Here is a 19,767-nt window from a genome sequence, read left to right as displayed (position 1 = left end):
TCAAATCTATTAAGAAATTTCTTTCCTCCCGCCTGCAATATTATGTTACGCTTCTCATCCACATTGTAATCATGATATAATAATGTCGTAAAGTTAAATTTGAGGAGGAACCAAATGGCTAAACGGCTATTTCTTTTTTTACTGACAAATATTCTTGTATTAACCACCATCGTTATCGTCTGGTCCGTTATTGTGACATTTACAGGTGTCAGCGGCTCATTTATCAATGGTGCTAGCGGATTAGCCGGTATCAATTATGGTTCATTAATGATATTCAGTTTACTGGTAGGCTTCATCGGCTCATTTCTTTCATTGGGCATGTCACGTATCATTGCCAAGAAAATGATGCGAGTCAAAATGCTGGATCCAAATGGGCAATTATCTTCACAGGAACGTGCTATTGTTGAAAAGGTACATCGACTGTCCCGCACAGCAGGTCTGATGCATATGCCGCAAGTTGGCATCTATCAATCCCGTGAAGTCAATGCGTTCGCGACAGGTCCAACCAAAAAGCGTTCGCTCGTCGCTGTATCAAGCGGATTACTGAATGAAATGGATGATGATGCCGTTGAAGGTGTTATTGCCCATGAAATTGCCCACGTAGCAAACGGTGACATGGTTACCATGACACTGCTGCAAGGGATCGTTAACACGTTTGTTGTCTTTTTATCAAGAATTGCGGCGATTCTTGTATCACGTCTTGTGCGTGAAGAACTGCAGACCGTTGTGCATTTTGCTTCGATCATTATATTCCAAATACTTTTTTCGATACTCGGCAGCATTGTTGTCGCTGCGTTTTCAAGGTATCGTGAGTACCGGGCAGACCATGGAGGCGCAGACCTGGCCGGACGCGATAAAATGGCCCATGCGCTCCGCTCGCTGAAAAGCCGGACAGCGATGGCGCAAACGAGTGATCTCACTGACGACGCAGCCATTCAAACCATGAAAATCAATGGTAAAAGTAAAATGGTTTCGCTTTTTTCATCGCACCCGCCGATTGACGAGCGGATTGCCAGACTGGAGCGACGTTAAATTTGGTAAACGCCATGCAGCCTAACTGGGCTCCATGGCGTTTTTCATTTAGTTGTACAAGATACAGTAAACCTAGTGGAGGTCTGCACAAGTTATTGCTGTTCCCGCTCAAGTTAAGGCCCTTTTCGCTCAAATTAGTGCTGTTCCCGCTCAAGTTAAGGCCCTTCTCGCTCAAGTTAGTGCTGTTTCCGCACGAGTTAAGGTCCTTCTCGCTCAAGTTAGTGCTGTTCCCACACAAGTTAAGCCCCTTCTCGCTCAAGTTAAGCCCCTTCTTGCTCAAGTTAGTGCTGTTCTCGCACGAGTTAAGCCCCTTCTCGCTCAAATTAGTGCTGTTCCCGCACAAGTTGAAAATCTCCGCACTATTCACCAAATAATCCAGGCGGTTCTATGACTTATTGTTTTCCGATTCCTGGTTTTTTCTTTTCACCTCTTCAGCATTAGTGTTGCTATAAATATTCGTACCGCGCCCGCCTGTCGTTCGGGCGATAAATTCTTTAGCCTCATTATACGACATTCCTGAACGGCGGCTCTGTTCCCTGATTGACTCTGCATCTGCTTGGTTGCTTTTGTCCATAAAAAAACCTCCATTGCGTTTTTATATTAGTTTGTGCAATAGAGATTTTTTAATGACAATCATTTGTATCTCCAAAAACCGTCGCAACCTTTTGTATGTGTTGCTGTCCGCTTTTTAACAAGGCCTCAGTAACTATTGGTGACAACTTAGCTGCTGGCAAAATTGATGTTTTAAAACGCAAATTATGAGCAACACTTGTCCTGTTTTGGGCTACATACTCCCTCGCCATCGTCCTGATGCATGATATCCCCTTCTTATAGCGACTTCTACTCAGCAGCTTCCTATTGATTTGACCCTGTTTTTCCTTGTAATAGCAATCATCATAGCCCGTCTAACCAAAATAAACTTTGACCGCCCCCTCTTTTTGGGCCGTTTCCAGACAGGTTTCAATAAACTTCTGAATCTCGTATCGCTGCCACAATAAAAAATCCTTGCTCCCTTTAGTGCCGAAATCCTTAGCTTTCCATTTGTCATAAGCTTCCAGGGCGTTTTTGACTTGAACCAAAGGCAGTGTTGCCACTTCGCCTGATCCGCTAACACCCGCATAATACTCATTCGCGTCAAACAAATCATAAAACAACGGGGCGATTATATCTCCCATCGTAAAACGAACATAGCCAATTTCCTGTCCTGCTTTATTGAATGAACTGATATCGTGTCCCAATAATTCGTCCTCCCTTGAAAAATATTTGAATGTTTCAAATGAAAAAAATACATAGGTAGGGTTACGTCAGATTGATAAAGTGGTTTATATTCACCCTCGTGAAGATACATGAACATCTTGGTTAGAAGAAAAAATGTGCGAGAGACAATCAGAGATGATTGCGTAAAAGGAAAATGGAATGCAGAATGTTATAGTTTCAAACCTCGGAAAGCGTAACTGGGAAGATTTAACTTGAAGTGAAAAGAGGCACTCTTAAAATGGGAAGCAAATTGAAGTATGCAAGATAATAATACAAAGTTTTGAGACCGTTGTCAAACCATTGAAAATTTAACGAAAACGCCAGCAAGCGGGCGAAAAAGAAAAGCCCCGCTGGTTGAACGGAAGCTTTTATAAAAATTCCAAATCTCTTTGTTCCCGGCAAGATTTACACCGTCTGGGATAAACAAATCCCATTCTTTGATAAAATCTTTGCTCACCAACTGTAAAGGTGAAATAATTACCGCATTCGATACATCTCAGATCGATATCACGCGGTTCTAAACCCTTTAATGCTTCATTGATTGAATCAGTCCGGTCAGCGACAACTTGCTGGTCGGGAGCATCTGATTCCAAGCTCCGGATGACTTCCCGAATCCTGGCTCTCACCTTTTCGTAATCAATCTTTTCCCATTCCTGCAAATATCCAGCCCCAGCTGCAAAACCTTCTTCTCGCGTGATTCCTTCAAAACTTTGGTGTACGTCCGCCTCCTGCTATCATATCATCCGCTGCGCGTAAAATAGCACGAATCTCATTTTCCGGTATCTGTTTCATTTAAAATGGCAGCTCCTCATCTGAAAAAATATGTTGGGCATCCTCTCGCTTCTTCTTTTGTTTTCCGGATTTTTTCTGTACCGTTTTATCAGGCTTAAGCAATTCTCCAAACTTTTCCTCATACAGGTCCCGGACCCAAATCTTCACAGGTGCTTTCCAATGCTCTTTCGGTGCTGGAATATTTTTGATGAGACTTTTCGGTTTCATGCCAAGCTCCTTAGCCATTTGTATATCAGCCTGATTCAGCCGGCAGCGTTTTTTAGCCTCTGCCCATGTTGCATGCTTCAGCTTTCTCCCCAATGGATTCAGTCCCTTTCTTATTGATTTACTATAAAAAGAATATCACTTATGACTACAAAGTGGCTCGCTTTTTCCAATCGAAATTTGTGCTATCGATCTCACGACACTCCCTGGACTTCGCGCGAGAATGGCACGAATTCGCGCGACACTCCTTGAATTTCGCGCGAGAATAGCAGGATTTCGCGCGACCCCCGGAATTCGCGCGAGGATTCCTCGTACTCAACCATTTTTGTACCTTCTGATCATTTTTCTCTCAAAGTTGAGGATAGTCTCGCCGCAGCTTATCTCGCCAATAAAACGATATCATTTATTTTTGGCCTGCAAAAAAGCCAGGCGCATTGTCCTGACTTTGGCTTGATAAAAGATACATCGCCCTCATATAAAGTTACAATACCGCAGCCTCTTTATCCTCGTTTGCTTCATTCAATATGCTCAACGGATTAAACAATTCATAATGACGTTTTGCGCTTGAGATACCCCATTCTTTAAGCCCCTTGTCGACAGCTTTCATGAATGGCGCAGGCCCGCAGCAGTAGAAATCCGCATCGTTGCCGCAAGACAGAATGGATTGAAGCCATGGCAGATCAACGAACCCTTCTTTATCAAAGTTTCGGCTTTCCCGGTCCTTATCATTCGGACTGTCATAACAGACAAACGATGAAATATTTGAATGCCCTTCTGCTATTTGTTCAATGTGCGCTTTCATCGCATGAGCGGAACTGTTTTGTGTCGCATGGATAAAGGTTACTGGACGTTCAGGCTCTTTTTCAGCAAGTGTTTCCAGCATACCGACAACTGGTGTCAGACCGATGCCGCCACTTAGTAATACAATTGGATCCTTTTCACTCGTAATTGTAAAGTCACCTGCAGGAGCGGAAAATTCAAGAGTATCACCTTCAGATACCTGATCATGCAAGTAAGTGGAGACAATACCATCGGGGACCTCCCCATGGCCTTTTTCTCGTTTGACACTAATTTTATAATAGCCTTTGCCAGATGGACCGGACAGACTGTACTGGCGCATATGTGTATGCGGCTCCCCATCAATATCCGCTTTAATAGTCAAATACTGCCCCGCCTTATAAGGTGAAATTGGCTGGCCATCTTTTGGCTTAAGACAGAACGATACAACATCATTTGTTTCCTGAATTGTTTCATCCACGACAAATTCACGGAATCCTGTCCAGCCACCGTCTTGTTGCTCTGTCTCATGATACTTTTTCTGTTCAATTTCAATAAATAGGTTGGCGATATAATCATAGGCGGTACCCCATGCTTCAATCACATCATCTGTTGCTGCATCCCCAAGAACGTCCTGAACTGCCTGAATCAGCACTTTACCGACAATCGGATATTGCTCAGGTTCGACACCGAGTGACACATGCTTTTCAGCGATACGCTCGACAAGCTGATTGATATTCTCCAATTTATCAATATTTTCCCCCGCAGCGTACACGGCATAGACGAGTGCCTCCTGCTGAAAACCTCTTTTTTGGTTCGTCTGGTTAAAAATATTGCAAAGTTCCGGCACCTTTGTAAACAGCAATTCATAGAAGCGCTTGCCGATTTCAGTACTATTTTCCTTTAAAACAGGTGCACTCGATTTAACAATTGCAAGCTTTTCTGTATCAAGACTCAATTAAATTCCCTCCAACAAAGTAATGATGATTTTTCCTATACATATTATGTTAAGCTTAATAACCTCCCCGGTAAGTGATGCAAATCACACTTAGCTGTGACAGTTCTGTGAAAAATGTCACATAAAGTAGCCCAGTATCATGCCTTCGAGCCCTTCCTCACCAAACCAATTGTCTATCCTGATTAAATCGTGCTAAACTTAGATAACTTATTTTGTTTTCGGGTGGGTGCATGATGAAAAAGTTGTTAGCTGTTTTTACATTATTAGGGTTCATTTTCGCTTGTTGTTGGAAAGTCCACCGTGATACGCATTATTTTAAAATGGAAAAAGTCACATTCCGCAGCCCCAAGCTTCGGGCAGACACCAATATCAGGATATTACAGATCAGTGACCTGCATAATCACGTTTTTGGAAGGGATAACGAACGGCTGATCACCGCTGTGAGGGACACTAATCCTGATTTGATTGTTTTAACGGGGGACCTGATCGACAAAACAACCATGACATTTGAACATGTCTTCCCGTTCATTGACCAATTAACCGCTATTCATCAACGCGTCTTTTTCGTGCCCGGGAATCATGAATGGGAAAATGGACGAACCGCACAGTTTCTCAACGGTCTGCGCGAACGGAAAATTACAATCCTGAATAATCGCAACATACCTATTGTGAAAAATAATGATACCATTAATCTGGCCGGCATTGACGATTACGGGACAGAACATGACAATCTCGAGGAAACCTTCAACAATCTGAACACTGACGATTATACCGTTCTGCTGTCGCACTCACCCGGCATCATTCAACATGAAGGCCCCATACCGGCCGATCTTATCTTAAGCGGGCATACGCACGGCGGCCAGATTCGGTTCCCGTTGATTGGCGCACTCATTGCACCCGGCCAAGGATATTTTCCAAAATACGACAAAGGCACGTTTCGACTGGGTCTGACGCAGCATCTCTATATCGACAGTGGGTTAGGGACAACCAGACTGCCGGTACGGTTTTTAAATAAAAGCCAGTTGAGTTTGATTACGATTACAGCTGAAGCACGTGAATGAAATGTAAAAACAGCCCCCTTTTCATGAGAAAGGAGGCTGTTATAATGTCTGCTACCACTGGCTTATCAGTTTGTCAGCTTTTGTATGAAGTTCTTCATGTGCTTTCCCTGAGATGAGCCCGTTTTCCTTCTGATAATTAACAAGTACTTTAAAACTTTCCATATGCTTTATTAATTTATTCTGCAAATCTTGTTCCTCGAAATGCCCAACAGCCGTCAAATGCATTTTAAGCGTATGTGCTGCATTGTCATTCATAATCTCCCCGTTGTCCTCAAGCGATGTCACCGTTTCCTGTATATCTTCCGAGGTTATCGGTTCGTTAGGCGTATCACCCTTTAAATCAACAATACGATCTTCTCTTTCAGGCTCCACAATACCATTTAAATAGTCTTCTTCTGTCATGTAGTCGACCAGCTGCTGCCAATCAATTTCACCAATATCCTTTACCCGCCCTTCGTTATAGGCCTGGGCAAACGTTTCAAAACCGTCACCGCCTTGACCGGTAAAGCCATTCGTCGTTACCTGATATTCCGCATCAAGCTGAATCTCCTCCAGTTCGCCATTCCGCTCAACGTACATATTGACGACCCGGCTTCCTGGCTCTTTTTCACTGTCGTAATAGAATTCCATACCGGATACGTGTAGGAATCCCCCGTTCTCAGCAGGCGCCTGACGGACACTGTGCTCCAGAATATCTTTGATCTCCTGTCCAGTCAATGTTGCGATAACCGGATCATTGCCGAATGGCAGGACATTGATGACTTCTCCGGTTGTAATCGGTCCCTTATCAATCGGTGCACGGATACCGCCGCCATTTTGGAAAGCAATGGCTGTTTCCGGGTATTTTTCTTGTGCCTTAGCAAGCATAGCATCTGTCACTAAATTCCCAAGCGCTGTTTCATTAGCTCTGACACTGTCATCACCCGGATCATCCTGTCGCGGATTTGGCAGTTCCTTCATCGCCTCTGCACCGATTTCTTCATTCATAACCTCATCCACTTGATCTTTATATGGCGCAAGCACATCTACGGCCTCGGGATCTTCAGCAAAGTCATCAACCTCAAGCAATTCGCCTTCGTATCCAGTGACCACTCCGTTCTTATCAAATGTCACCTCAAGTGTCCCAAGATTCTCGGCATATTGCCCGGCCTGGACAATGACGGTCGGATCTTTGGCATCGCCATCAGCACTTTCCTCAACAATTGCCGGCTCTTCCAATACAGAGTGAGAATGACCGCCGACAATCACATCGATGCCATCGACCTCTTCAGCAAGGCGCAAATCATTGCCCACTTCAGGTGCACTGTCAAATCCGAGGTGATTAAGCGCAATAACTTTGTCAATACCTTCGTTTTCAAATGCTTCAACAGTCTGTTCAGCCGTTTCTTTGTAGTCGGCGAACGTGACATCTTCAGGGTTTGCAATATTTGCCGTATCCTCGGTTGTCAAGCCGAAAATCCCCACTTGCTCACCGTTGATTTCTTTAACGATACTATCATAGATTTTTCCCTCTTCTGGGTCATCAACCAATGATTGATTAGTTTCAAGCTCTTGCATATAAGGGTCCTGCGAAAAATCAACGTTTGTACCCAGGAATGGAAAGTCTGCATTTTCAACGAACGCCGATAACGATTCATGACCGCCTTCTTCACCACCGAGGTCAAATTCATGGTTGCCGAAAACCATCGCGTCAACATCCATCATGTTCAAGAGAGCCAGATCCGCCTGTCCCTTGAACTCATTAAAATACAGCGTTCCGGAAAAGACATCCCCGCCATGCAGAAGCAATGAATCCGGATTCTCCTCCCTGAATTCCTTAACCGCGGTCACCATTTTTGGCAGTGGTTCGACTCGGGCATGTGTATCATTCATATGCATGATAGACATGTCAAAATTGTCGTTAGTCTCTCCAGCCTCCTGCAGATCAATCTGTGTCAGCACCGGGTCATGATCACTCGCCCGCCCGTGCATATCCGTGAAGTCGGCATTTACATGCAACACGTCAGTTTCCGTCACATTAGCGAGATTATCGGACACAAGAACATGATCAAGCACCTGTGAGTTACCCTGGTAAAGATAGGTATAGCGTTCTTCTTCAGGCACGCTCATCATTTGATTTGTCAATTCATCGCCTTTAAGGATATCCAGCGTTTCTGAAAACTCAAAGTCATTCATATCGCCTAAAACAACGACATGTTCATCCGGATTTTCTGTTTTGATATCCGTAACAAATTCGTTAACAATCCTTGCGAGCTTGTGACGCTGGGTTTCACTGCCTTTTACCGGCGGCTGATTCTGTCCGAATGCACCATCGTCACCACTCTTGGAATTAAAATGGGTCGCTGCCACGACAACACTTTCACCATTAAAGTTGAACTGGGCCGCCAATGGCTTCCGGGTATCCGCAAACGCTTCGTCCTCAGGGGCAATGCGCCCAGGATTCATCGTTAATTGGCCATCATCATAATCAGTCGCTTCTGTCGCTGTGCCGTGCTCGCCATTCGTTAACGATACACGTTCAGGATTGTAAAGGAAGCCGACGCGAATGTTACCGTGCGGTGCGCCGCCATCCTGATTATACTCAGGATTGATATTGGCATAGTTGTAATTCGGGCCGCCTTGACTCTCAATTTCATCAATAAGCCGTTCGTAGCTTGCCGAAGCGTCCGCATCCTGCGGACCTTCATCCTGTCCATTATTATCCATCACTTCCACGACTCCGACAATATCCGGACTGTTCATATCACTTACAAACGCACGAGCAACATTTTCAGCTTTTTGTGGTGATGTCTCACTTTCATTTGCTGAAAAATTTTCTACATTATAAGTTGCAACCGTCAGTTTGTCCTCATCTTTCTCAATCGTTGTCTGTTCCGGCTGTGTGTCGCCCTCTTCAAAGGCAGATTCCATCTCATTCAAATCAGCATAGACTTTATAGTTTCCATAGCCGTAATTGACCACGCCATCAACGGGCTCCGTGAACTTGTCCCCTGTTTTAACCGCAAAAGCCCTGGCCTCGTCATTTGGATGCAATTTATACTGAATCGTTTGGGCATTCGGGCCTTGTTCCGTTAAACGGAGACCGCCATTGACTGTTGTATTGGCAGGTGTAAACTCTTCTGTTGCCACGACAAGATCGCCATGTTCCTGTGGCGCCACTGCTCTTGATGGTGCGACTTCCACCCGCATGCCTTCAATACTTTCCCAGTAATCGAGCGCATAGTCAGCTGGTTCAAAACTACCAAAGCCATCATCACCAATAATGTTTTCAGGTATATCACTTGAGGTTAACGAAACAGGTGATGGCAAAGCGACCTCACTTTCTTTTACGTCGACAGCGCCTCCCTGATCATCTCGCGCGTTGATTTCTGTAACCGGCAGGTCTGTCTCAGCTCTGTCATCATACCCATCTATCTGATATTCATCGACCTCTCCAGTGACACTGACAAGATCCCCTGTCTCAACATTATCCGCATTGCCTGTATAAACCACGATGCCTTCAGATGTCTTATCATTTCCGTCGACATTCTCATCCGGTGTCTGCATATGAAAATAATGTGAGCCCCTTAATTCGTACTCGTAAGTCACAACACCTTCAACATCCTGAACAGCGCTGCCATTCATCGGCGACTCGTGACCTTCTCCCTGAATATCATGAATCATGACATCGGTCTGTTCACTGCCATCATTGTTTTTCGCAATGGCTTCCCCGACAGTTATAGTCCCTTCCGCTTCAGTAGCACTTACTGCTAATGGTCCGGCTGCAGGTGTCAGCATACTTGCGATCAGTACAAAAGTCATCATGATACTGACAATTTTTTTGCTGAACCTTTGTTGCATACTAATCTCCCCCTTCGTTTTAGATAGAGTTGATAGACTAACTGAATGACGGTAATAACACCATTCTTTTGGTAATATCCCCTAAAAAAACTCCCCTCCCTCTATCTCATTTTATGACTTTCTATTCATCTATTTTAAATATAGATAACTTTTTAAAATGTAACTAGATGTCAAAAGCACTAATTTATGTCGAAATAGACGACTAACAGGTCTAAAGCCTTACAATAATGATACAAAGTAACGTATCACTGTCCCAGGATTATTTTTCAGAAAAAAACAGGGAGCGTGGTTACACCACGCTCCCTGTTTTCATGTACTATAGGCTTTTTACAAAGTTTCTTGCCCATTCCGCATCATGTTTTTATTGTTTTCTTCCAGAAACCGAGCACGAGTGCTGAGATAACAGAACCTATTACCAGCGCCACCAGGAACAAAAGCGCATGGTCAGCCAGCGCAATGACGAAAATACCGCCGTGCGGTGCTGGAATTGAGCTTGCCCACAGCTGTGTCAATCCGCCGCCAATCAAAGCACCGATCACAGACGATCCGATGACGCGAACCGGATCGGCCGCCGCAAACGGAATTGCCCCTTCTGTAATAAAGGAAAGTCCCATGACGTAATTCGTCACGCCTGATTTCCGTTCCTCTTCCGTAAATTTATTTCTGAAGAACGTCGTTGCCAGTGCAATAGCAATCGGCGGAATCATCCCGCCAACCATGACTGCTGCCATCAGACTGCCATCACCGGTGTCGGTAAAAATGCCAATCGAAAACGTATAAGCCGCTTTATTAAACGGACCGCCCATATCGATCGCCATCATCCCGCCGAGCAGTGCCCCAAGAATGACCGCATTGCCCGTTCCGAGGTTTTCCAGAAAACTGATCATGCCGGTATTAATTGTTGAAAATACCGGTCCGATCAGAAAATACATCAGGAGTCCAATCAGGAACAAACCTGTCACCGGATAAAGCAGGACTGATTTTAACCCGTCCAATGATTTTGGCAAGCCACGGAACCATCTTTTTACGAGGAGCATGAGATAACCAGCCAGAAAACCGGCAACCAATCCGCCAAGAAAGCCCGCATTGCTTTCCACTGCCATAAAACCGCCGACAAGTCCTGGCATCAAGCCGGGACGATCGGCTATACTCATGGCAATATAACCGGCAAGAATCGGAATCAGAAAGCTGAAGGCATTACTTCCGATTGTATTGAAGAAGTTGAAAAGCTCATGATCATCCCCCAAAAATCCTTCCAGAAGAAATGAAACAGCCATCAAAATACCGCCGCCGACAACGAATGGCAGCATGTGTGATACACCATTCATCAAATCTTTATAAATTTTCCGCCAGACAGATGTTGAGGACTCTGCCTCATCATCCGCTTCAGCAGCTTCGTCAGCATGATAAATTGGAGCATCACGATGCATTGCCATTTTAACCAGTTCTTCCGCGTTGTTGATGCCCTCGCTGACTGGGCGTTCGAGCACCGGCTTCTCATTGAAACGGGCCATCGGGACATTTTTATCAGCGGCCACAATTACACCATTTGCCCGCTCAATTTCTGCTTGGGTCAACGCGTTCGAGGCACCATCCGAGCCGTTTGTTTCCACCCGGATATCAACACCCATTTCAGCTGCCTGTTTCTTCAGCGCATCTTCCGCCATATACGTGTGGGCGATCCCGGTTGGACAAGCTGTCACAGCAACAACGAACGCCCGCTCCTCTGCTGGTTTCTCCTCTTCTACTTTTCCCTCAGAGAGGTCTTCTGATGGTTCCTCTTCTTCATGATGGAAAAGTGCCTGAATCTCTTGCGGTGTCGAGGCCTGTTTTAACTTAGCCACAAAATCCTGATCAATCAGCATGCGCGATAACGCTGCCAACGTTTCCAGATGGGTATCGTTGGCGCCATCCGGAACAGCAATCATGAAAAATAAATACGTCGGCTGACCATCCAGGGCCTCATAATCTAGCCCGTTTTCACTTTTGGCAAACAGAACAGTCGCCTCATTGACTGCATCCGTTTTGGCATGTGGCATGGCAATTCCGTCACCAAGTCCGGTCGATGTCTGCTCTTCCCGTTTTAAAATCGCATCTTTAAATGATTCGGCATCATTGACGACTTTGTTCGCCTCAAGGGACGCTACCATTTCATCAATGGCAGCCGATTTGTCTGATGCCTTCATATCCATGATCATGATATCTTTGCGCAGCAAGTCATTAATGTTCATGTTTCTCCTCCCCCTATTTCGAGATGTGGGTGATATCGATTTTTTCCCGTAATGAAAAAACATCCCCAGCCATGGCTAAATCATCTGCAAAAGCTGTCGCACTGCCTGCTGCCAGACTCATGCGGAATGCTTCCATCACATCTGCTGTTTCGGTGTACTTTCCTGCGAACCCGGCAATCATCGAATCCCCGGCTCCGACAGAATTTCTGACATGTCCTTTCGGTGCCTGACCGTGATAAATGTCTTCTTCCGTGAAAAGCAGTGCCCCGTCGCCGGCCATGGAAACAATCGCATTCTTTGCGCCCAGATCCAGCAATTGTTTCCCGTAGTTAATAACGTCCTCTTGATTGCTGAGCGTCACGCCAAACAGTTCAGCCAGTTCGTCCTTATTCGGCTTGACCAATAGCGGTCTATAGGGCAGTGCCGATTTCAAGGCCGCACCAGTCGTGTCAATGACAAATCCAGCACCCGCTTCCACAATGCGTTCAAGCATTTGCCGCTGAAGATCATTGGTTAACGATGGCGGTGTGCTTCCCGATAAAACCACCGTATCTTGATTTGTGATATCTTCAAGCTGATACAGCAGTTCACTAGCTTCATGCGGCAGAATTTCCGGTCCCTGGCCATTAATTTCCGTTTCAATTCCTGACTTCAGTTTAATGTTGATACGGGTATCACCCTTAATTGGTGTAAAATTGGTTCGAATACCATAATTGTTCAATGTATCGGTAATAAAATCACCGGTAAAACCACCTAATAACCCAAGGGCTGTCGTGTCATATACCAGTTCATGCAAAACGCGGGAAACATTGATTCCCTTGCCGCCCGGAAACATCATCGCATTTTCCATTTTATTTAATTCGCCAAGGTTCAACTGATTGACCTGGACAACATAATCAATTGAAGGATTAAGCGTTATCGTATAAATCATTTTGCTGCCTCCATAATGGTTGTTTTATCTTGGTAGTGCTGGAGATTATCGGTTAATGTGTCGGTAACAATGGTGACATCCTCTAGTTCGCATACTTTGGAGAAGTTAACCTTATTCCATTTGGTCTGGTCTGCTAACAGGAAGCTGGAAGCCGCCTGCTGATGTGCCATTTGTTTTAAAGCTGCTTCCTCAGGATCCGGTGTTGTACAGCCAAAAGCCAGATCAATACCATTCATGCCTAAAAATACTTTATCGAAACGATAGTTTTTCAGTGCGGCCAAACTTTGAGATCCGATAATGGCTTTAGTTGAAGGCTTGATCTTTCCGCCCGGCAAGTAGGTTTCAATCCCCTGATCGGCAAGAAGTGAAGCATGCTGAATACCATTTGTCACAACGGTAATAGTTTTTGTTTGTAAATACGGCAGCATAGCGTAAGTTGTGGTGCCGGCATCAATGAAAATGACATCATTGGGTTCAACCAGTGCTGCCGCCAATTTTCCAATCGATTCTTTGGATTGAATGTTTTTGAATGATTTTTCGGAAGCTGTCAGTTCTTCGTCCAATTGGTAAGCCCGTTTTGCCCCGCCATGGATGCGTGTCAGCCGCCCCGCATCTTCAAGATGGTCTAAATCCCGTCTGACAGTGGATTCCGAACAGCCGATAACATCCATCAGATACTGCGATTTCACAATGCCATCCTGATTCAGGAGATCCAATATAACCTGATGCCGCTCTTCCGTTAACATCGCACAATCCTCCTTAACCATTATAATACCATCAAAACCATTCAAAAACAATCAAAAATAACTGCCAATCCTATTTAGACCGGCAGCTGAAAATGCTCCTGCTGTTTAAAAAAAGCCAGGCCAATTATAGCCTGGTTTTTCTGTCATTGTACAGTACCGTATTACGTTTTTGCTGCCGTCCAATTCCGATCGAAGGGTTGTTCGATTGCGTAGGGCTGAAACGAGCGTGCGGTGTTCTGAATTTCGCGCGAGGTTAGCACAAATTCGCGCAGGCGATGAGGAAAGTCTCGCTGCAGCTGTTGCTTCAGCTCGAACACGCTTATTTCGCCAACAAAATATACCGCTACATTTGATACTTTCCTATCATTAAAAAAATATGATTAATTCACGCCATTCTACCCGAATAACTGAATTTTTGTTATGATTAAAACAACTCTAACAGGCGAATCTCTGTCACCAGGAAGGTGTGTTATAACCATGCGGAAACTCTACATAAACGGAAATTTTTATACATTTGACAAAATGAGGCCGATTACGCAGGCTGTCGTTGTTGAAAACGGCCGGTTCATTGATATGGGATCAACGGATGATATGCTACTGCGCTGGGAAAATCACGGCAGTGAAACAATTAATTTATACGGAAAGGCTGTCACACCCGGACTGATTGACAGTCACATGCATCTGTCAATCACAGCTGAACATTTCCTTAATCTTGATTTGACCGATGTTACTTCCAAATACGAAATGCTTAACAAAATACAATCATACGCCAAAACTTTGCAGCAAGGGGAATGGTTGCTGGGAAGGGGCTGGGATGAAAACTTGTTTACCGATGGCGGCATCCCGACCATTGACGAATTGGACAACGTCTCACCGGCTAATCCATTATATATTCCGCGGGTTTGCAGCCATGCGTTTCTCGTCAACAGCAAAGCACTGGAAGCTAGCCACTATCATCCATCAATGTCTGTTCCGGAAGGCGGAACCATTGTACTTGATGAACAAACCAAAAAACCAAGTGGCCTCCTCTTGGAATCGGCGTCACAGCTCATTACGGAACATATACCGGAGAAATCATATGACCAGCTTAAAAGTGCCCTGCGCAAAACGATGCAATTCGCCATCTTAAAAGGGCTCACCAGTGTCCATACGAACGATCCGCAATTTTTAGGCGGGTTTAACCAGACATATCAACTTTATGATGAATTGCTGAACCAGGAGCAGCTTGGCCTGCGAACCAATCTGTTAATAGATTATGATTTTCTTGGCGGACTCAGAACGAATGGTATGTATGCAGGCTTCGGCAATGACACATTGCAAATTGGCGCCATTAAACTGTTTGCCGACGGGGCGCTTGGAAGACGGACTGCGTTATTGTCGGAGCCGTATAGCGATGCACCGGGAACGTATGGTGAGGCCATGTACAATCAGGAGACACTCTATAAAATGGTTCAGGATGCACGTAGGCTTTCTATGCCGGTGGCCGTACACACAATCGGGGATCAGGCACTTGAGAACGTCCTCGACATTCTGGACCAATTTCCTGCTGTTTCATATCGAGATCGAATCATTCACGTGCAAATACTTAGAGAAGACCTGATCAAACGGCTGGCAAACCCGAGCCGGATTGCCGACATCCAGCCGCGGTTCGTTCCGAGCGATTTTCCATGGGTAAAGGAGCGGCTGGGAGAAAAGCGCGCTGCACTTTCCTATGCCTGGAAAACATTGCAACAAGCAGGGGTTATTTGTGCTGGCGGTTCTGACGCGCCGGTTGAACCGGTTGATCCACTCATGGGCATTCATGCTGCCATCACGAGAAAGACACCCGGAGAAAATCATGAGGGGTGGAACCCGCATGAAAAATTATCAATGGGTGAAGCCTTCCGGTTATTTACGGAAATGGGCGCCTATCCGACGAATGAGGAAAATAAAAAAGGAACCATCTCACGCGGTAAACTGGCCGATATGACGGTTTATTCCCATGACCCTTTCAAGATGGAACACCCGGATGAGCTGCTGGGGACCAACGTTGAAATGACCATTATTGGCGGTGACGTGAGGTAGGGGGGCTACTGCCGTTGCATGCGGGATAAAAAAAGGAAACAAACACCATACCAGCGTGAAGAGCCCGTGTTTGTTTCCTGCCAAATCTCTATAAAAACAGTAATGTCAGCGCGGGAACAGAAATTATTACTATCAGACTTAACAACATTACGAAAAAGAATGGAACTACCGCCCTCGCCAAAGTGGGCATGCCCAGACCTGAAATGCCAGAGCCGACGAATAGGTTAACACCAAGTGGCGGTGTGATAAATCCGATAGCTAATGTTGCAATCATTAATACACCAAAATGAATTGGATCCAAACCTATTTCGGAAGCTATTGGCAGCAAAATTGGTGTAAAAATGATAACTGCTGCTGACGTGTCAATAAAGCATCCTATAATCAGCAATAAGAGCGTTATGAGCAGAATAATTACAAAAGGATTTTCCGATATCGATACAAAACCGTTTGCAATCGCTTGCGGTATTCTCTCAACTGATAGAAGTGTTCCAAATGTATTAGCTGTTCCGATAATAATTAAGATTACAACCGAATTTAACGCTGCATTTGAAATAATGTCCTTGAAATCCTTTATTTTCACTTCCTTATGAAGAAAGTAAGCAACAAGTCCAGAATATACAACAGCAATAACAGCTGCCTCTGTAGGTGTAAATATACCTCCGTATATTCCACCTAAAATTATAACTGGAACAAGCAGTGACCATTTCGCTTTATAAATCGCATGAAACATTTTCTTAACTGAAAAGGGTTCATTTGTACCTCTATAATTTTTCTTTTTGGAATATATATACACCCAGCCAATCAGAAACGCCCCAATTAGTATACCAGGCAGAATACCCCCAATAAACAGATCCCCAATTGACTGACTGCCGGAAACGCCATACAAAATCAGCGGTATGCTGGGTGGAATAATAATCCCTAATGAACCCGATGAGACAATGACTGCTGTTGCGAATTTTTTGTCGTAGCCATAATCTACCATAGCAGGTATCATTATTCCTCCGATAGCAGCTACTGTAGCCGGACCTGAACCGGATATGGCAGCAAAAAACATACACGTGATGACGGCTGCCATCGCAAAGCCACCAGTAAACCTGCCTACAAATACATTTGCAAGATCAAATAAACGTGTTGAAATACCACCTCTGCCCATGATTTCACCGGCCAAGATGAAAAAAGGAATTGCCATTAAGGCAAAGTTATCAGTCGACGTAACCAAACCTTGCGTTAAGAACATGAGCGATATATTTTCCGAATACAATGCAGTGATTACCCCTGCCAATCCAAGTGCAATTCCAATAGGGACTGTTAAGACCAAAAACAGAAAGAAACTGCCAAACAATACAAAAGATGTCATTGTCATATGATTCCCCCCTGTTCTTGATAGTCATCAGAATTGGCTTTCGTATTTCCGATAGCTTGAAACTGTTTAATCAAATTTTGCACAAGACGAATAACCGTTAAAAACATGCCAACTGCCGGAGCAGCATAAACCCATCCCATAGGCAGCTGCAGTGCTGCAGATTCTCTGGTAATCTTTGTCACGATTTCAACGCCGTACACTGTAATGACGACTGCAAATATAAGAAAACAGATATTAGCAATGATGCCAATGACGATTTTGCCTGTTTTCTCAAATAACATCGCAAAAGCATCAACACCAAGATGCTTTTGTTTCTTGACACCGTAACTGACGCCGATATAAATCATCCAGATAAATGCATATCGGGCTATCTCTTCTGACCAGGAAAGGGAATCACTAAGGATAAATCTCATAAAAACCTGCAAAAATATCACTGCAACTGTAAAACAGCTGAGTGCTATTAATATATATTCTTCCAAATGCTCATCGAGCCATCTCAATATTTTCATAGAAATCCTCCCAGCCTAACTGACATTCTATTCCGCAGCTTTAATGACACGATTAACAAAATCCTCACCATACTTTTGTTTGAACGCTTCATAAACAGGGGCCACTTTTTCTTTGAATGACTCTAATTCCGGCTCGACAATCTTCATTCCACCATTTTTTAATTCTTCAAGCATCTCTTCTTCTTTCGCCCTGAGTGTATCCCTGTGAAATTGTGCCGCCTCTTGAGCACTCCTCTTAATAATTTGCTGGTGATCCGCTGATAGTGACTGCCAAAATTCTTCACTGATTGCTACTGGCAAAGGCATGTATTGATGCGACGTCATGCTTAAATACTTTTGCACTTCCTGAAATTTATTTGCGTATATATTTGCGACAGGATTTTCCTGTGCGTCCACTGTACCCTGCTGCAATGCCATATATAATTCTCCGAATGCCATTGGAGTAGGGTTTGCACCTAAAGCATTAAACGTGCTGAGGGACAACGGAAATTCCGGCGTTCTTATATTCAGCCCCTGCAAATCTTCAGGTGTTTTAATTGGAACATTGGAAGTCACATGCCTAAACCCGTTCTCAAAATAAGCGAGGATCCTTAAGTTATCTTCTAAGAAAAAGTTGGACACTTCCTGACCAATTTCGCCATCCAATACATTCCATGCTTCATCGTAGGAATCAAACAAGTATGGTAAATGAAAAACACTTATCCTTTGGTCATATTGACTGAAGGCACTTGCAGCAACCATTTGAAGATCATTTAACGTCACACTCTCAATCATTTCAGCCTCAGAGCCCAACTGTTCGTTAGGATAAACCAATACTTCTATTTTTCCATCTGATTTTTCTTCTACAAGTTCCTTGAAACGCATGACGGCTGCATGCCTTTCATTTGTTTCAGGAGAACCATGCCCGATTCGCAGTGTTATGACATTTTTGGATTCGACAACATTTGCAGATGAAACAAATGCAAACATTAAACTGCCTGCCATAGCGACTATCAATAGAATTATAAAGTTACGCAGTTTTTTCAAAGTTACCCTCCCTCCTGATGATGACAAAGTAATTTTGGGTGTTAGCGTTTACAAATGTATCCAGTTTTCATTCTGAGTTACTTTTCCTAAGGGAGTCTTTTCTCTGGATGGTACAGAGAAAAGACTGGACACCAACAACCGTTTTAAGGAATGTGTCTATTAATCTATATGAGAACCACCATTAATATCCAGTTCTTCACCAGTTATATAACCCGCACCTTCTGATACCAAAAAGGCAATTGAGTAAGCGACATCTTCAACTTTACCAACTCTGCCAAGCGGAATGCCATTTTGAATTTCGGCCTTCTTTTCTTCTGTCAGCAAGCCACTGGTAATATCAGTGCCACCTATCATTCCGGGAGCCACAGTATTGCAAGTTATCTCATATTTGGCAACTTCTCTTGCTACCGCTTTCGAAAAGCCTGTTACCCCGGCTTTAGCCGCTGAATAATGTGAACCGCCGAATATGCCGCCGCCGCGTTTACCGGAAACTGAGCTCATGCTTACAATTCGGCCGTAATTGTTTTCCTTCATATAGGGCAAGACAGCCTGAGTAAGGAAAAATACACCTTTCATATTAACATTGAAAACAAGATCCCATTCGTCTTCTGGAATCTCTGTAACACCGGTTGGACGTGAGACGCCAGCATTATTTACAAGTATATCTATTCTTCCAAACCGTTCAGTCACTTCTTTAATACTTTGTTGAACATTGTCTCTGCTTGTGACATCCACTGTAATAGAGGATGCTGTTCCTCCGTTCCTTTCAATTTCACGGACACCTGATTCTAAACCGCTCTCATTTATATCTGCCAATACAACTTTAGCGCCTCTCTTACTTAGTTGTCTGGCAATCTCTCTTCCGATACCAGTTTCAGAACCAGCACCGGTTATGATTGCAACACGACCTTCAAAGTTCATTTTCATCCATCTCCTATTTCCTGTTGTCTAACTTCAATATTTAGCTTAAGAGGAA

The 19,767-nt window shown here is 44.3% G+C and carries 16 protein-coding genes; 3 read left to right on the top strand and 13 right to left on the bottom strand.

Annotated elements, in window-relative coordinates:
* Positions 1 to 114: 114 nt before the first annotated feature.
* A complete protein-coding gene (gene htpX, locus ON01_RS15465) occupies positions 115 to 1,032 on the top strand; it encodes a protease HtpX (protein WP_010531987.1) in 918 nt (305 codons plus the stop codon).
* Positions 1,033 to 1,417: 385 nt separating this feature from the next.
* Here htpX and ON01_RS15460 read toward each other — a convergent pair whose 3' ends face one another.
* The 5 genes from ON01_RS15460 to hmpA form a co-directional block, all read right to left on the bottom strand.
* Positions 1,418 to 1,606, bottom strand: a complete 189-nt coding sequence (locus ON01_RS15460) for a hypothetical protein (RefSeq protein ID WP_010531986.1) — start codon at positions 1,604 to 1,606, stop codon at positions 1,418 to 1,420.
* Between the two features lie 331 nt (positions 1,607 to 1,937).
* Complete coding sequence (locus ON01_RS15455) at positions 1,938 to 2,270, bottom strand: hypothetical protein (protein ID WP_010531985.1); 333 nt, start codon at positions 2,268 to 2,270, stop codon at positions 1,938 to 1,940.
* A gap of 387 nt (positions 2,271 to 2,657) precedes the next feature.
* Positions 2,658 to 2,948, bottom strand: a complete 291-nt coding sequence (locus ON01_RS19975; protein WP_010531984.1) for a zinc-ribbon domain containing protein — start codon at positions 2,946 to 2,948, stop codon at positions 2,658 to 2,660.
* 133 nt (positions 2,949 to 3,081) lie between these two features.
* Complete coding sequence (locus ON01_RS15445) at positions 3,082 to 3,381, bottom strand: hypothetical protein (protein WP_010531983.1); 300 nt, start codon at positions 3,379 to 3,381, stop codon at positions 3,082 to 3,084.
* Positions 3,382 to 3,766: 385 nt separating this feature from the next.
* Positions 3,767 to 5,020: an NO-inducible flavohemoprotein gene (gene hmpA, locus ON01_RS15440; RefSeq protein WP_010531982.1), complete on the bottom strand. Its 1,254-nt coding sequence runs from the start codon at positions 5,018 to 5,020 to the stop codon at positions 3,767 to 3,769.
* A gap of 233 nt (positions 5,021 to 5,253) precedes the next feature.
* On the opposite strand from hmpA, the gene ON01_RS15435 reads away from it, so the two are divergent.
* The gene (locus tag ON01_RS15435) at positions 5,254 to 6,081 is read left to right on the top strand and encodes a metallophosphoesterase (protein WP_010531981.1); all 828 of its coding nucleotides are present in this window, start codon (positions 5,254 to 5,256) and stop codon (positions 6,079 to 6,081) included.
* Positions 6,082 to 6,132: 51 nt separating this feature from the next.
* Here the strand turns inward: ON01_RS15435 and ON01_RS19970 are convergent, their stop codons facing one another.
* From ON01_RS19970 to ON01_RS15415, 4 genes are all read right to left on the bottom strand, one after another.
* Positions 6,133 to 9,921, bottom strand: coding sequence for a 5'-nucleotidase C-terminal domain-containing protein (locus ON01_RS19970; RefSeq protein ID WP_010531980.1), 3,789 nt, complete (start codon positions 9,919 to 9,921; stop codon positions 6,133 to 6,135).
* Positions 9,922 to 10,274: 353 nt separating this feature from the next.
* Positions 10,275 to 12,152, bottom strand: coding sequence for a PTS fructose transporter subunit IIABC (locus tag ON01_RS15425; RefSeq protein ID WP_010531979.1), 1,878 nt, complete (start codon positions 12,150 to 12,152; stop codon positions 10,275 to 10,277).
* A gap of 13 nt (positions 12,153 to 12,165) precedes the next feature.
* On the bottom strand, positions 12,166 to 13,083 hold the full coding sequence (pfkB, locus tag ON01_RS15420) for a 1-phosphofructokinase (protein ID WP_010531978.1): 918 nt from the start codon (positions 13,081 to 13,083) through the stop codon (positions 12,166 to 12,168).
* Complete coding sequence (locus tag ON01_RS15415; RefSeq protein ID WP_010531977.1) at positions 13,080 to 13,829, bottom strand: DeoR/GlpR family DNA-binding transcription regulator; 750 nt, start codon at positions 13,827 to 13,829, stop codon at positions 13,080 to 13,082. The genes pfkB and ON01_RS15415 overlap by 4 nt, the downstream gene beginning before the upstream one ends.
* 477 nt (positions 13,830 to 14,306) lie before the next feature.
* Here ON01_RS15415 and ON01_RS15410 point away from each other — a divergent pair, with 477 nt between their 5' ends.
* Complete coding sequence (locus ON01_RS15410) at positions 14,307 to 15,893, top strand: amidohydrolase (RefSeq protein ID WP_010531976.1); 1,587 nt, start codon at positions 14,307 to 14,309, stop codon at positions 15,891 to 15,893.
* 88 nt (positions 15,894 to 15,981) lie between these two features.
* Here ON01_RS15410 and ON01_RS15405 read toward each other — a convergent pair whose 3' ends face one another.
* The 4 genes from ON01_RS15405 to ON01_RS15390 all read right to left on the bottom strand — a co-directional run bounded on the left by ON01_RS15405 (position 15,982) and on the right by ON01_RS15390 (position 19,712).
* A complete protein-coding gene (locus tag ON01_RS15405; protein ID WP_029329160.1) occupies positions 15,982 to 17,250 on the bottom strand; it encodes a TRAP transporter large permease in 1,269 nt (422 codons plus the stop codon).
* A 2-nt stretch (positions 17,251 to 17,252) separates the two neighbouring features.
* Positions 17,253 to 17,765: a TRAP transporter small permease gene (locus ON01_RS15400; RefSeq protein ID WP_010531974.1), complete on the bottom strand. Its 513-nt coding sequence runs from the start codon at positions 17,763 to 17,765 to the stop codon at positions 17,253 to 17,255.
* Positions 17,766 to 17,792: 27 nt separating this feature from the next.
* On the bottom strand, positions 17,793 to 18,791 hold the full coding sequence (locus ON01_RS15395; protein ID WP_010531973.1) for a TRAP transporter substrate-binding protein: 999 nt from the start codon (positions 18,789 to 18,791) through the stop codon (positions 17,793 to 17,795).
* Positions 18,792 to 18,950: 159 nt separating this feature from the next.
* A complete protein-coding gene (locus ON01_RS15390; protein ID WP_010531972.1) occupies positions 18,951 to 19,712 on the bottom strand; it encodes an SDR family NAD(P)-dependent oxidoreductase in 762 nt (253 codons plus the stop codon).
* Positions 19,713 to 19,767 lie beyond the last annotated feature (55 nt).

Source organism: Lentibacillus jeotgali, from assembly GCF_000224785.1.
Classification (GTDB): Bacteria; Bacillota; Bacilli; order Bacillales; family Amphibacillaceae; genus Lentibacillus; species Lentibacillus jeotgali.
This window is presented reverse-complemented; position numbering and strand designations above follow the sequence as displayed.

Bases quoted from the DNA above. Each gene is read 5' to 3' on its own strand.
- ON01_RS15400 (WP_010531974.1), bottom strand. From the start codon at position 17,765: ATGAAAATATTGAGATGGCTCGATGAGCATTTGGAAGAATATATATTA.
- ON01_RS15435 (WP_010531981.1), top strand. From the start codon at position 5,254: ATGAAAAAGTTGTTAGCTGTTTTTACATTATTAGGGTTCATTTTCGCT.
- ON01_RS15460 (WP_010531986.1), bottom strand. From the start codon at position 1,606: ATGGACAAAAGCAACCAAGCAGATGCAGAGTCAATCAGGGAACAGAGC.
- ON01_RS15390 (WP_010531972.1), bottom strand. From the start codon at position 19,712: ATGAACTTTGAAGGTCGTGTTGCAATCATAACCGGTGCTGGTTCTGAA.
- ON01_RS19970 (WP_010531980.1), bottom strand. From the start codon at position 9,921: ATGCAACAAAGGTTCAGCAAAAAAATTGTCAGTATCATGATGACTTTT.
- ON01_RS15415 (WP_010531977.1), bottom strand. From the start codon at position 13,829: ATGTTAACGGAAGAGCGGCATCAGGTTATATTGGATCTCCTGAATCAG.
- ON01_RS15410 (WP_010531976.1), top strand. From the start codon at position 14,307: ATGCGGAAACTCTACATAAACGGAAATTTTTATACATTTGACAAAATG.
- pfkB (WP_010531978.1), bottom strand. From the start codon at position 13,083: ATGATTTATACGATAACGCTTAATCCTTCAATTGATTATGTTGTCCAG.
- ON01_RS15405 (WP_029329160.1), bottom strand. From the start codon at position 17,250: ATGACATCTTTTGTATTGTTTGGCAGTTTCTTTCTGTTTTTGGTCTTA.
- htpX (WP_010531987.1), top strand. From the start codon at position 115: ATGGCTAAACGGCTATTTCTTTTTTTACTGACAAATATTCTTGTATTA.
- ON01_RS15425 (WP_010531979.1), bottom strand. From the start codon at position 12,152: ATGAACATTAATGACTTGCTGCGCAAAGATATCATGATCATGGATATG.